11 protein-coding genes are annotated in these 12,112 nt (G+C 61.6%); 6 read left to right on the plus strand and 5 right to left on the minus strand.

Annotated elements, in window-relative coordinates:
- Positions 1-161: 161 nt before the first annotated feature.
- Positions 162-2,951 carry a TonB-dependent receptor gene (locus BMY67_RS00835; protein ID WP_092767392.1) on the minus strand — a complete coding sequence of 930 codons (2,790 nt, stop codon included), beginning with the start codon at positions 2,949-2,951 and terminating at the stop codon, positions 162-164.
- Between the two features lie 104 nt (positions 2,952-3,055).
- A complete protein-coding gene (locus BMY67_RS00840; RefSeq protein WP_143069652.1) occupies positions 3,056-3,820 on the minus strand; it encodes a hypothetical protein in 765 nt (254 codons plus the stop codon).
- 166 nt (positions 3,821-3,986) lie between these two features.
- Between BMY67_RS00840 and BMY67_RS00845 the strand changes: the two genes are divergently transcribed.
- Complete coding sequence (locus BMY67_RS00845) at positions 3,987-4,595, plus strand: 3'-5' exonuclease (protein WP_092767396.1); 609 nt, start codon at positions 3,987-3,989, stop codon at positions 4,593-4,595.
- Positions 4,596-4,781: 186 nt separating this feature from the next.
- Here BMY67_RS00845 and BMY67_RS00850 read toward each other — a convergent pair whose 3' ends face one another.
- From BMY67_RS00850 to BMY67_RS00860, 3 genes are all read right to left on the minus strand, one after another.
- The gene (locus BMY67_RS00850; protein WP_092767398.1) at positions 4,782-5,609 is read right to left on the minus strand and encodes a TPM domain-containing protein; all 828 of its coding nucleotides are present in this window, start codon (positions 5,607-5,609) and stop codon (positions 4,782-4,784) included.
- Entirely contained in the window at positions 5,606-6,061 is a 456-nt protein-coding gene (locus BMY67_RS00855) for a TPM domain-containing protein (protein ID WP_092767400.1), read from the minus strand. The genes BMY67_RS00850 and BMY67_RS00855 overlap by 4 nt, the downstream gene beginning before the upstream one ends.
- Positions 6,062-6,155: 94 nt before the next feature.
- Positions 6,156-6,734, minus strand: a complete 579-nt coding sequence (locus tag BMY67_RS00860; protein ID WP_092767402.1) for a LemA family protein — start codon at positions 6,732-6,734, stop codon at positions 6,156-6,158.
- Between the two features lie 183 nt (positions 6,735-6,917).
- Here BMY67_RS00860 and BMY67_RS00865 point away from each other — a divergent pair, with 183 nt between their 5' ends.
- The 5 genes from BMY67_RS00865 to tnpA all read left to right on the plus strand — a co-directional run bounded on the left by BMY67_RS00865 (position 6,918) and on the right by tnpA (position 11,967).
- Positions 6,918-7,919, plus strand: coding sequence for a sugar phosphate nucleotidyltransferase (locus BMY67_RS00865; protein ID WP_092767404.1), 1,002 nt, complete (start codon positions 6,918-6,920; stop codon positions 7,917-7,919).
- 70 nt (positions 7,920-7,989) lie between these two features.
- Complete coding sequence (locus BMY67_RS00870) at positions 7,990-9,339, plus strand: hypothetical protein (RefSeq protein ID WP_092767406.1); 1,350 nt, start codon at positions 7,990-7,992, stop codon at positions 9,337-9,339.
- A gap of 136 nt (positions 9,340-9,475) precedes the next feature.
- On the plus strand, positions 9,476-9,868 hold the full coding sequence (locus tag BMY67_RS00875) for a hypothetical protein (protein WP_092767408.1): 393 nt from the start codon (positions 9,476-9,478) through the stop codon (positions 9,866-9,868).
- Between the two features lie 107 nt (positions 9,869-9,975).
- The gene (locus tag BMY67_RS00880) at positions 9,976-11,424 is read left to right on the plus strand and encodes a hypothetical protein (protein WP_092767410.1); all 1,449 of its coding nucleotides are present in this window, start codon (positions 9,976-9,978) and stop codon (positions 11,422-11,424) included.
- Between the two features lie 114 nt (positions 11,425-11,538).
- Positions 11,539-11,967: an IS200/IS605 family transposase gene (tnpA, locus tag BMY67_RS00885; RefSeq protein WP_092767412.1), complete on the plus strand. Its 429-nt coding sequence runs from the start codon at positions 11,539-11,541 to the stop codon at positions 11,965-11,967.
- The last annotated feature ends 145 nt before the right edge of the window (positions 11,968-12,112 follow it).

The following is a 12,112-nucleotide window of genomic DNA, read 5'->3' on the forward strand; positions in this document are numbered from 1 at the left end:
CGGATGGCGGTGGGCCCGTCGGCGTTGATAAAGCCCTCGACCACGAGCAGGTTGGGCGGCGCATTGATCACATCGGGCGCGTACGGCTCCACGCAACCCGCCAGCCCCACCAGCAGCAGTAGCAACAATAGGCCGTACCGGCAAGGGGGCAGTGCTTTCATCTAAAATTTGAAGTTATAGGTTGCTGTGGGGATGGGCCGTCCGAAAATCGACAGCTTGTAGCCCTTAATCTGCCCGTTCTCCGACTTGAAATAAATCGAGTAAGGGTTCTGGCGGCCCGTAAGGTTATACACTCCCACTGTCCAGGAGCTGTGGGCCAGCTTCTGCACTTTGTGGTTGCCTTCGATATTGAAAGCCAGATCCATCCGCATATAATCGGGTACCCGGTAGGCGTTGCGGTCGGAGTAGTACACGCGCAGCGAGTTGCCGGCGTAGTACTTGGCAATGGGCAGCGTAATGGGCCGGCCGGTGCTGTAGTTGAAGTTGAGCGAGGTGCTGAAGCGGCGGCTGAAGCGGTAGTTACCCACCAGCGTGGCGTCGTGGGGCTTGTCGAAGTTGCTGGCGTAGTAGCGGCCGTTGTTGATCTGGTCGGCGGGCGTGCCGGCGTTGGCGCGCACCAGCGAACGGGAGTACGTGTAGCTCACCCAGCCGTTCACTTTGCCCGTCAGCTTGCGCACCAGCACTTCCACCCCGTAGGCCTTGCCCTCGGCGTTGATGATGTCGGTTTCGATGGTCCGGTTCAGCAGCAGCACCGCCCCGCCCTTGTAGTCCACAAAATCACGCAACGACTTGTAGTAGGTTTCCACCGACGTTTCGATGGTGTTCGACTTGAAGTTGCGGTAATAGCCCACCGACACTTGGTCGCCTACCTGGGGCCGGATGTTGTTGTCGGCCAGTTTCCAGGTGTCGGCCGGCGACACGGAGGCCGTGTTGGTGAGCTGGCTGATGTACTGGCGGGTGCGGTTGTAGCTGAGTTTCACCGACGAGTTGTCGGAGAGCGAGTAGCGGGCCGACACCCGGTACTCGGGGCCGTGGTAGGTGGCCAGCACCTTGCCCGCGCCGTAGCTCACGGTGTCGATAATCGTGTTCTCGGAGCGCGACTCGCCGGGGGCGTACTCGTACACGGTGCGGGCTCCCAGCGCGTTGTAGAGCGAGTAGCGCAGCCCCACCGATACCGACAGGCGCTGGTTCACGTCAATCTTGTCCGACACGTACACGGCGCTTTCCACGGCCTGCTCGCGGTCCAGAATATTGGGCTTAATCAGCGAGCCATCCTTGAGCGGAGTGAGGCCACCGGGGCTCACATTGTAGAGCAGCGAGCTGACGCCGAAATCGAGGCTGTGCTTGGGGTTGGGATAGTAGCTGAAATCGGCCCGCAGGCTGGTCTGGTTGATGGAATACTTGAGCCGCGACGAGTTTACCTCGTTGTCTTCGCTGGTGATGTTGTAATCGTAGTGGCTGAATGCGCCCGTGAGTACGCCCGTGAGCTGGTTGCTGAAGTTGTGGCGCCATTTCAGGCTGCCCGATTTGTTAGCGTAGCGGTAGGTGGTGTCGGAGGCCAGCCGGAACCGGTCGGTGCTGTAGTAGCCGGTGGCGTACACGGCATCCCGGTCGCTGAACTGGTGGCTCAGGTGGGCGCTCAGGTCGGAGAAGGCGGCCGAGCTTTGCCGGAACTTGCTGTCGGAGAGTTTTTTGAGAAGCCAGTCGGAGTAGCTGGCGCGGGCCCCGATCAAGAACGAGCTTTTCTCTTTGATAATCGGGCCTTCCAGCGTCAGGCGGCTGGTGAGCGGCCCGATGCCGCCGGCCCCGCTGAACTTCTTCTTGTTGCCTTCGCGGGTCGTAATGTCGAGCACCGACGAAAGCCGGCCGCCGTACTTGGCCGGCATAGCACTCTTGTACAGCTCCACGCCCTGCAGCATATCGGGGTTGAAGGCCGAGAAGAACCCGAACAGGTGCGAGGGGTTGTACACGGTCATGTCGTTGAACAGAATCAGGTTCTGGTCGGTGGCCCCGCCGCGCACGTTCAGGCCGGTGCTGCCCTCGCCCACCGATTTCACGCCCGGCAGCGTGAGCACCACTCGCAGAATATCTACCTCACCAAAGGCGGTGGGCACCTGCTTGATGGTCTTGATATCGAGCTTTTCGAGGCCCATCTGGGTGCTCGATATGTTCTTGTCCTTCTCGCCCTCAATCACCACTTCCTTCAGGGTGGTAATGTCTTCCTCCACCTCAATTTCGAGGCGGCCGCTGCCGCGCAGAATCACCTGGCGGCGGGTGTTTTTGCTGCCCACGCTCCGGATCTGCAGCGTGTAGCGGCCGGGCGGCAGCGTAAGCGAGTAGAAGCCGAACTGGTTGGTGCTGGTGCCCACGCTCGGCGACTCGGAATAGATGGTGGCGCCGATAACCGGCTCGCCCGACTTGATGTCGCGGATGTGGCCGGCCAGCGTAACCGGGCCGCTGCCGCCGCCCGTCCCGATTTCGTATACCTTGTACTCGGCCACCGTTACGTAGCGCGAGCGGGTAGGAGCGGCCGTGGGGGCCCGGTCTTCGGGTGCGGCCACCACCGGCCCCTCGGCCAGCGTGCCGGCCGGCCGGAAAAACAGGCCCGACAACTCGGGCTCAATGTTCACTTCGCTGGTAATGAAGGCCCGGCGGTCGGCGGTGAGGGCGAAGCGGTAGGGCGTGCCCTCGAATACGCGCCGCAGGGCCGTAGCCAGCGGCAGTTCGCGCGCCTGCAGGCTCACCCGAAAGCTGTCGGGCGGCGCGGTGTTGTCGTAATAGAAGCGGTAGTCGGTCTGGGTTTCCAGCTCGCGCACGAACTGCCCAAACGGCACCTTCGTGAAGTTGCCGGTAACGGTTTTGGCAGGGGGCGCCAGTTGCTGGCCGTAGCTATGCGGCGTGGCCAGCAGCAGGGGTAGCAGCAAGGAAAGTAAAGCGTATACGTGCTTCATACCAGAATAAAAACGCGGGCGAAAAGGAAGTTGCCAGCCGCAGCCAGCCAGCATTCGGATGGACTGCGGCGGGTGCAGACTCGTTGCACCAGCCTGAAGGGCCGTTAGCGCGGGGGCAGCTGGTTGTAGTGGTTGGTGAGCACCACTACCTCGTTCTCAAACTGCTTTTTGCGCAGCTTCAGCTTTTGCTCGCGCATGTAGGCGCGCACCTCCGGCTCGCGGTCGGCCAGCAGCTTCAGCACCGCCGATTTGGAGTTGACGGGGTAGTAGCGGCCTGCCCTGGAGGCGTACAGCCGGTCGTTGGCAATAAACTCAACCCTTACCACGCGGCCTTCAATGCGCTCCTGCCGGCGCTTGGTGCGGCGGGCCAGCAGCTGCACCGGGCCCTCGGCCAGCACCTCGTAGTAGCCGGTGGCCGGCAGTCCGCCCGCCGCGCTATCGGCCTGCAGGTGCTCGAAGCGGTGACCGGCGATGGTAAAGCGGTCCAGTTTCTCGTTTACCAGCCGCAGCGTGAGGGGGCTGGTGGGCTGCTCCAGCACTATCTGGTCGAGCACCACATCGTAGCGCAGCTGCAGGCCTTCGAAGGGCTGCCGGTAGTAAAACACGCTGCCCGTTTGGGGCTCGGGTGTCAGGAAAAACTGGTGGCCCACCCGCTCGGCGTAGCGCATGGCGTAGTTCACGTACTCGGGGCCGTTGTAGAGCAGCGACGAAACGGGGTCGGCGGCCTGGTAGAGCCGCTGCGCAGCGGCCGGGGCCGGGGTGGCGTAGGCGGCAGCCGCTGGTTCTGGTTGGCTCTGGGCCCGGGCCGCGTGGCCGGCCAGCAACAAGGTAGTGGCGAGCAGCCGGGCAAGCGGTGTTTTTACCAACATAAAGTAACGGCGCGATAAGAGCGTAATGCTATGGGTATAGCTGTGGGCAAAAAAAGCGATAATTCGGTGAATAACAAGCAACATGCCGGCCCGGGCCCGGAATAAACTGCGACCATCAACGGGCGTGCCCCAACGCGCGCCGGCCCCGCGCGTACATTCCTGCGCTATGCGCTACATCTCGCTCGACCTCGAAACCACCGGCGGCCGGCCCGCCCGTCACCAGATTCTGGAGCTGGCCGCCGTGGTAGAAGATACCAAAAACCTGCGGCCCCTGGCCGAACTGCCTTACTTCCGTCGGGTAGTGTGCCACCCCGAGTATGTGGGCACGGCCGGGGCGCTGGCCCTCAACGCCGGCCTGCTGCGCGAGCTGGCCCAGAAGGAGCCCAACCCCGAGCTATGCGAGCCGGTCGAGCTACTGTCCCAGCTGCGCGAGTTTCTGTTGGCCCAGGGCTTCAAAACCGATAAGAAGGACTGCGTAGCCGTAACCATGGCCGGCAAAAACATTGCTTCCTTCGACTTGGGTTTCCTGCGCGAATTGCCCGGCTACGGCACGCTGGTAAGGGCCGAGCCCGCCATGCTCGACCCGGCCGCTTTCTACCTCAACTGGCGCAAAGACACCCGCCTGCCTACCATGCAAACCTGCAAGGCCCGCGCCCACTTCGCCGACGACACCGTGGCCCACCAGGCCCTCGCCGATGCCCTCGACGTGATTGAGCTGCTGCGCCCTTTCTATGAGCGGCCGGCGTATAAAATGATTGACCCGGTAAAAGAATAAGACGTGCTGCCGCAACGAGCAAAGCAACTGAGCACATAGCGCTGCAAGACCGGTGCACCTGCGTTAAAACAGGAACCCCCGACGCCTTTACAGCCGTCAGGGGTTCCTGTTTTAACAAGGCTGAGTAGCCTAAGCCTAGGCCTGATAAATCAGGACCCATTCATCCGCCGAGACACTCATCCAAGGCTACCAGCTGCCGGAGGCGCCGCCGCCGCCGCTGCTGCCGCCGCCAAATCCGCCGAAGCCGCCCCCGCCAAATCCACCGCCGCCGCCGCCGAAACCGCCTCCGAAGGTGCCGCGGCCGCCGCTGAAGTCGCCAAAAATGAGCGGTGGAATCATGGAGCCGCCGAAGCCGCGGTTGCGCCGCCCACCTCCCCCGCCCCCGCCGCCGCGGCTACGGAACAGTATGAACAGAATGAGCACCGCAATAATGAGCCAGAACGAGATGCCCGAGCCGCTGTCGTCGGCCGGGGCGCGCTGCCGGGTGGTCTGGTCGGCCTTGTATTCACCCTGGGCCAGCGAAATCAGCTGGTCGGTGGCGCGGTCGAGGCCATCGTAGTAGCGGTCCTGCTTGAAGGCCGGAACAATGGTGTTGGAAATGATGCGCTTGGAAATAGCGTCCGGAATGGCGCCTTCGAGGCCGTAGCCGGTATGGATGCGGGCTTTGCGCTCCTGCTTGGCCACCAGCAGTAGTACGCCGTTGTTATTGCTTTTCTGGCCGATGCCCCAGGCTTGGTACAGCTTCTGGGCATAGTCGAAAATATCGTAGTCGCCGAGGCTGGGCACGGTTACCACCGCAATCTGCGACGAGGTGGAGTCGTTATAGGCCACCAGCTTCCGCTCCAGTTGGGCCACCTCATCGGGCCGCAGCATCCCGGCCAGGTCGTTCACGAGGCGGGGCGGGTTGGGGCGGGGCGGTACGTTCTGGGCAGTGGCTACCAGCGTCAGCAGCAGCAACCCGAAGGTCAGCAGCCAGCCGGCTGGTCGCCGCAGGTTCAGGAGCAAATACTTCATGGGCGGGTGGGGGGCGAGTCGCCGAACGAAATGGAGTCGTCCAGCTCATTCTGATCGGTAGCGGCGTCGTAGGGGAAATATTGCTGCAGCTGCTCGCCCGCCAGCCGGATGCCGGCTTCCAGGCCCAGTACATATTTTTCACTCCGGAAATGCTGCAGGACGTTCTCCTTGGCCGTTTCCCAGAAATCATCGGGCACCACCGAGTTAATGGCCGCGTCGCCGATAACGGCGAACTGCCGGCTCTGCCAGGCCAGGTAAAACAGCACGCCGTTGCGCTGGGCCGTGTGGTGCATGCCCAGCTCGGCAAACACCTGCGCGGCGCGGTCGAGCGGGTCGGGCGAGGGGCAGGTGTCTTCCAGATGCACCCGGATTTCGCCCGAGGTACGCAGCTCAGCCTGGCGGATGGCTTCTACCAGCGCTGCTTCCTGATCAGGGGTGAGAGGGTTGGTCATTTTAGTTGTCAGTTGCTGGTTGTCAGTTGTTAGGGCGTTTTTGACAATCAACAGTTAGCGACTGACAACCGACAACTAGCAACTGACAACTCAATTAAAACTGGACCGTCGGGGCTTTCTGCGAGCCGGCGTCGGCCTCGAAGTAAGGCTTCTCGGCGAAGCCGAACAGGCCGGCGAACAGGTTGTTGGGGAAACTCTTAACGTAGGCGTTGTAGTCGTTTACGAGGCCGTTGAACTTGTTGCGCTCCACGTTGATGCGGTTTTCGGTGCCCTCAATCTGGGCCTGCAGCTCCTGGAAGTTGGCGTTGGCTTTCAGCTCGGGGTAGTTCTCCGACACGGCCAGCAGGCGGCCGAGGCCGGCACCTACCTGGCTCTGGGCAGCCTGGAATTTCTGCAGGTTCTCGGGCGTCAGCTGGTCGGCATTGAGCTGCACGCTCGTGGCCTTGGCGCGGGCCTCGATTACTTCAGTCAGGGTCGATTTTTCGAAGTTGGCCGCGCCTTTCACGGTGTTTACCAGGTTCGGAATCAGGTCGGAGCGGCGCTGGTAGGAGCTTTGCACGTTGGCCCACTGACCCTTCACGGCCTGGTCCTTGGTGACCATCGAGTTGTAGCCGCACGACGACTGGGAGAGCATCAGCACGATGCCGGCAAAGTAGAGCAGAAAGCGTTTCATGGGAGAGAGATTTGGGAGATTGGGGAAGGGAGAGAGAAAAATCGACCGGAAATGGTTTATGCAGCAACCCACCGGGTCGGGCCGGGCTGCGTGCAAAGTACGAATTCGCGGCCCGGCGGTTGTGCTTAGGGCCACTCGGCCGCTAATGTGTATTTTGCGCTTCGGCGCTTCCCGTTTTTGTTCATGAAAGTAATTATTCCCGTAGCCGGCATCGGCTCCCGCCTCCGTCCGCATACCCACACCCAGCCCAAAACGCTCGTGCCGGTGGCTGGCAATACCATCCTGGGCCACATCATCGACCGGCTGGTAGAAGCCGGCATCCACGATTTCGTCTTCATTATTGGCTACCTGGGCGAGAAAGTAGAAAACTACGTGCGCCGCCAGTACCCCGAGTTGCAGACCAGTTTTGTGGTGCAGGAACCCCGCGAGGGCATTGCCCACGCCCTGTGGCTGGCCCGCGAGCAGTTCCGCCACGAGCCCGATGGCGTGCTCATTCTGCTCGGCGACACCATTGTGGACGTAGACCTGCGGAAGCTGATTGCCACACCCGGCAACGTGCTGGCCGTGAAGGAGGTGAAGACGCCGGCGCTGTTCGGTATCGTGGAAACCGGCCCGCGCGGGCTGGTAACCAAGGTGGTCGAGAAGCCGCGCATCCCCAAGTCGAACTTCGCGCTGGTAGGGCTTTATAAGATTGCCAACGCCGACTGGCTGGCCTCGGCGCTGGAGCGCATCGTGGAGCAGGGCCAGCGCACCCACGGCGAGTTTCAGCTCACCGACGCGCTCATGCTCATGATTGAGGACGGGGCCGAAATGGTGAGCGCGCCGGTGGATAACTGGTTTGACTGCGGCCGCAAAAGCTCGCTGCTCGAAGCCAACGCCCGCCTGCTCAACCGCCCCGAATTCCTGCGCCGCCGCGACTACCCCGAGTTTCCCGACACCATCATTATCCCGCCCGTCAGCATCGGCCAGGACTGCCAGATTGCGGGTTCCATCATCGGCCCCAACGTGGCCATCGGCGACCGGACCATCGTGCAGAACGTCATCCTGAGCGAGTCCATCATCGGCTCCTATAGTGAGCTGCGCTCCGCCGTCATGCAGGATTGCATCGTCGGCTCCGATGCGTTGTTCAAGGGCACCAAGCACAGCCTCAACATCGGCGACAACACCGAAATAGATTACAGCTAGCCCGCAGCGGCCCGCGCAAGGTTCAGCCAGGTTCCCAACCCTCCCCAAAGTTTGTCGTTACTTTAACCCGATGCGCTACCCGACCTCCCTTTTCCCGCGCCTGCTGCCCGCCCTGGGCCTGGCATTGCTGCTGCTGCCCGGCTGCTACTCCCGCTCCGACATCGAGCAGGGGCAGGAGCCGACCGTTGGCATGACCGACGTGATGCCCAACGACAACCCCGACGCGCCGGTTGCCACGGCCGAGGCTACGGAAACTGCCCAGCCGCTGCGGCAGGTAAACGTGCTGCTGGAGGTATCGGGTTCGATGGAAGGCTTCATGCCCAAAACCACGGCCGACGGGGGCAACACCCGGTTTCAGCAGCAGGTGGCGCAATTCCTGTCAGAGGTGAACAATTCGCCGGCGGCCCGGCAGAAGTCGTTTTTCCTGCTCAAAGAAAAGCCCTACGCCGAGTCGTACGCCGTCGTATCGGGCACGGTGCGGGCCGGCATCCGGCAGCCGGCCAAGAGCACCGAGCTGCCCGCCGTGCTCGATACGCTCATGACCCGCTACTACCAGCCGGGCACCGTAAATGTGCTGATTTCGGACTTCATCTACTCGCCCAAAAACGCCGGGGCCATTCCCTACATCAAAACCGATATCACCGACGCGCTCCAGCGCAACGCCGCCCAGGCCGATCTGGCCGTATCAGTATACGGCTTCACCTCGGATTTCCGGGGCACCTACTATCCGGCCCTGGTGGCGGCGGGCAAGAAAACCAACTGCTGCGACACCGACATCCCGTACTACTACTGGGTTATCGGCCCCGCCGAGGCGGTGCGGCAGTTTGATGCCGCGCTGCTAACCGACGAAACCGCCCGGCAGGCCCACTTTGGGGTGGTGTACCCGCGCCCGGCCTACTCGGTGCTCGATAAGTTTGAAAATAAAGGCAGCTGGTACTACGGCGACGCCGGGGCCAGCAAGCGCGACGCCGCGGCCTACCGCGTGGTGGCCGTCAGCGAGGCCTCGGCCCAGCAGCCGGTGGAGTTTGTGGTGGGCCTGGATTTGCAGAACCTGCCCGCCCAGTACCGCGACCTGGCCTATCTGCAGCAGAACCTGGCGGTGCAGACCGTGGACACCGACGCCAAGCTGGTGGGCGTAACGGCCGCCACCGCCCAAACCCGCGGCAGCAGCGGTCCGCAAAGTCGGTTCACGCATTTCGCCAAAATCCGCCTGACCAAAGTGCCGCCCGCCGCCCGCCCGCTGGTGCTGAAACTGCAAAATCAGCGCCCCGCCTGGGTAAGCCAGTGGACCACCAAAAACGACGGCACGCCGGCCGCTAAAACCTTTGCCTTGAGCAGCTTGCTTGACGGGTTGCAGGCCTCCGTGCAGGCCCGGCCCACGGTGTTCGAGCTGCCGCTGACCCTGCAGCCGGCCAAGTAGGCCGCCGGGTTGGCACGATAGTCGTTCAGCGGGCCGAGCCGGGTTCGGGGCCGTAATTGGTCGGGCCGGCCGCAATTTCGTTCTTGTTGTATCGTTTCACGAGTTGCCGGGCCGGTGCCGGGCGTTAATTCTTTGCATGAAAGCATTCTTCCGCTTCCTCTACGAAATCATCGGCAACCCCCAGCCCCCGGCCGACACGCCGGTGTACCGCGACGTAGTGTTTCCCAACATCGGCCTGCTGAACATCGGCCTGTCGCTGGCTTTGGCGGTGATATTCTACCTGCTCATCAACCGGGCCATGGGCGTGGCCACCTTCAACAAAGGCCGCCACTGGGGCCTGTTTCTGGGCCTGAACGCGCTGCTGGCTTTCGGCCTGGCCATCTGGCAGGCCCACGCCCAGCAGGTCGCCGACCACAGCTACATCTACTGGCTGGCCACCTGGAACGCCATTCTGGCGCTGCTCTGGTTCTTCATCTTCTCGCTGCTGCTGCGCAAAGGTTCCACCAACGCCAGCACCACCCCCTTCTAACTTTAGACATGAGACGGTGAGAAGTGAGAAATGAGACGCTGTTCTGACGGCTCAGTTGTCAGCCCATAAGTCTCACTTCTCATGTCTCATTATCTCACCTCTCCAATATGGCTAAACTCTTTCTTTTTGGTATTGGCGGCACGGGTTCGCGGGTGATTCGCTCGCTCACGATGCTGCTGGCCGCCGGCGTTAAGCTGCCCAACTGCGACCGGGTGGTGCCCATCATCATCGACCCTGACGCCCACAACGGCGACATGAACCGCACGGTGGAGCTGCTGCAGAACTACCAGCAGATTTACCAGCACCTCGGTCCCCGCGAGGAAGGCTTCTTTCAGACCGATATCAGCACCCTGAGCGGCATTTCCCAGGACGTGAACGGCTCGGTGAAGGACACGTTCATCTTCGACTTCGGCGGCATCAACCAAACCTTCCGGCAGTACCTCGACTACGACGGGCTGAGCGTGGACTCGAAGGGGCTGGTGGACTTGCTGTTTACCCCCGACAACCTCGAAAGCCCGCTTACCATCGGTTTCCGGGGCTCGCCCAACGTGGGCAGCATCGTGCTCAACAAGCTGGTGGAAAGCGCCGAAATGCGGTTTTTCGCCGATAACTTCCAGGACGGCGACCGGGTGTTCTTCGTGTCGAGCATCTTCGGCGGCACCGGCGCGGCGGGTTTCCCGCTCATGCTCAAGAACCTGAAAGACCCCAACACCCGCCTCAGCAACGCCCGCTACCTGCGCGACGCGCCTACCGGCGCCGTAACGGTAATGCCTTATTTCGCGCTCCAGAGCGAGGATGCGGCCGTTATCGACTCTAACAACTTCCTGACCAAGACCAAAGCCGCGCTCAGCTACTACGAGCACAACCTGCAAGGTCTCGACGCGCTCTACTACCTGGCCGACACGCCCGATACACCCTACGAAAACCAGCCCGGCGGCGTGCAGCAGAAGAACAAGGCCCACATCATCGAGCTGTTGGCGGCCCTGAGCATCGTCGATTTCATGAACTACTCGGCCGCCGAGCTGCGCACCGGCGGCCCGCATTTCCACGAGTACGGCCTGGGCACCGACGCGCCCGAAATCCAGTTCAGCCACCTACCCGACGAAACCCGCGAATTGGTGGCCCGGCAACTCACGCAGTTCCTGTACTTCACGCGCTACCACAAGCAGCACCTGCCCACCGACAAGGCGCCCTACCACGACAACCTCAAGCTCGACTACGCCCTGCGCAACGAGCCGATTTTCCGCGAGCTCAACACCTTCCTGCACAGCCCCGACGCGGGCGTCGACCAGTGGCTCCAGGAGCTGGCCCAGAACCGCCGCGCCTTCCGCCCCTTCGACCTGCAAACCGACGATTTCAACGCCATGATTCTGGGCAAGCCGGTGGAAAAGAAGTGGAACGACTTCTTCAACAAAGGCCTCAGCCACAACTACCTGCTCGACAGCCTCAACAAAACCGAAAAGTCCCTGGCCGAACCCGACAGCTTCCGCAAGCTGCTGGACCTGTTCTACCAGGTGACGAACAAGGCGTTTGAGGAAAAGGTGAAGGTGGTGTAACCTTGTGTCCCAGGGCTAAAGCCCTGGGCTAGTCAGCGAGTCGTTGAACGAAAACGTTGCATAGCCTAGGGCTTTAGCCCTGGGAATCTAGAACGAGACGTCAAAACAGCGCATATGAGCCACGTTTTTCAGTCGTTGTGGGTGCACGTAACGTGGGCTACCAAGAACCGACAGCCGTGGCTCACGGCGCAGTTGAAACCGTTGGTGTTTAATCAAATTCGGCACATTGCTGAGAAGGATAAAATCCACCTCGACTTTCTGAATGGAATATATGACCATGTGCATTGCCTGCTTTCGTTGCGCACTACCGACCGGCTCGATGTGGTGATGCAGCAGCTCAAGGGCAAAAGCGCCCATTGGGTGAATGAGCAGAAACTGACAGACTTCACCTTTGGCTGGCAGAATGGCTACGGTGCTTTTTCTGTAAGTCCGTCGCACGTGGAGCGGGTGCGTAACTACATCCGCAATCAGGAAAAACATCATCGAGAGCAGGACTACTGGCAGGAAATGGAAATGCTGGAAAAAATGGCGCGGGTGCATTGATGTGCCAGCGTCCCAAATGCCCTAACGTACCCCCGAAGCCCCAGGGTTAAAACCCTGGGCTAGTTAGCGGGAATGTTGAATAGAACCACTGACTAGCCCAGGGCTTTAGCCCTGGGATGCTAAAACGGCCCAAAAGAACAGAACC

This window comes from Hymenobacter actinosclerus, from assembly GCF_900111515.1.
Taxonomy (GTDB): domain Bacteria; phylum Bacteroidota; class Bacteroidia; order Cytophagales; family Hymenobacteraceae; genus Hymenobacter; species Hymenobacter actinosclerus.

Bases quoted from the DNA above. Each gene is read 5' to 3' on its own strand.
- BMY67_RS00840 (WP_143069652.1), bottom strand. From the start codon at position 3,820: ATGTTGGTAAAAACACCGCTTGCCCGGCTGCTCGCCACTACCTTGTTG.
- tnpA (WP_092767412.1), top strand. From the start codon at position 11,539: ATGAGCCACGTTTTTCAGTCGTTGTGGGTGCACGTAACGTGGGCTACC.
- BMY67_RS00865 (WP_092767404.1), top strand. From the start codon at position 6,918: ATGAAAGTAATTATTCCCGTAGCCGGCATCGGCTCCCGCCTCCGTCCG.
- BMY67_RS00845 (WP_092767396.1), top strand. From the start codon at position 3,987: ATGCGCTACATCTCGCTCGACCTCGAAACCACCGGCGGCCGGCCCGCC.
- BMY67_RS00860 (WP_092767402.1), bottom strand. From the start codon at position 6,734: ATGAAACGCTTTCTGCTCTACTTTGCCGGCATCGTGCTGATGCTCTCC.
- BMY67_RS00870 (WP_092767406.1), top strand. From the start codon at position 7,990: ATGCGCTACCCGACCTCCCTTTTCCCGCGCCTGCTGCCCGCCCTGGGC.
- BMY67_RS00850 (WP_092767398.1), bottom strand. From the start codon at position 5,609: ATGAAGTATTTGCTCCTGAACCTGCGGCGACCAGCCGGCTGGCTGCTG.
- BMY67_RS00880 (WP_092767410.1), top strand. From the start codon at position 9,976: ATGGCTAAACTCTTTCTTTTTGGTATTGGCGGCACGGGTTCGCGGGTG.
- BMY67_RS00835 (WP_092767392.1), bottom strand. From the start codon at position 2,951: ATGAAGCACGTATACGCTTTACTTTCCTTGCTGCTACCCCTGCTGCTG.
- BMY67_RS00855 (WP_092767400.1), bottom strand. From the start codon at position 6,061: ATGACCAACCCTCTCACCCCTGATCAGGAAGCAGCGCTGGTAGAAGCC.
- BMY67_RS00875 (WP_092767408.1), top strand. From the start codon at position 9,476: ATGAAAGCATTCTTCCGCTTCCTCTACGAAATCATCGGCAACCCCCAG.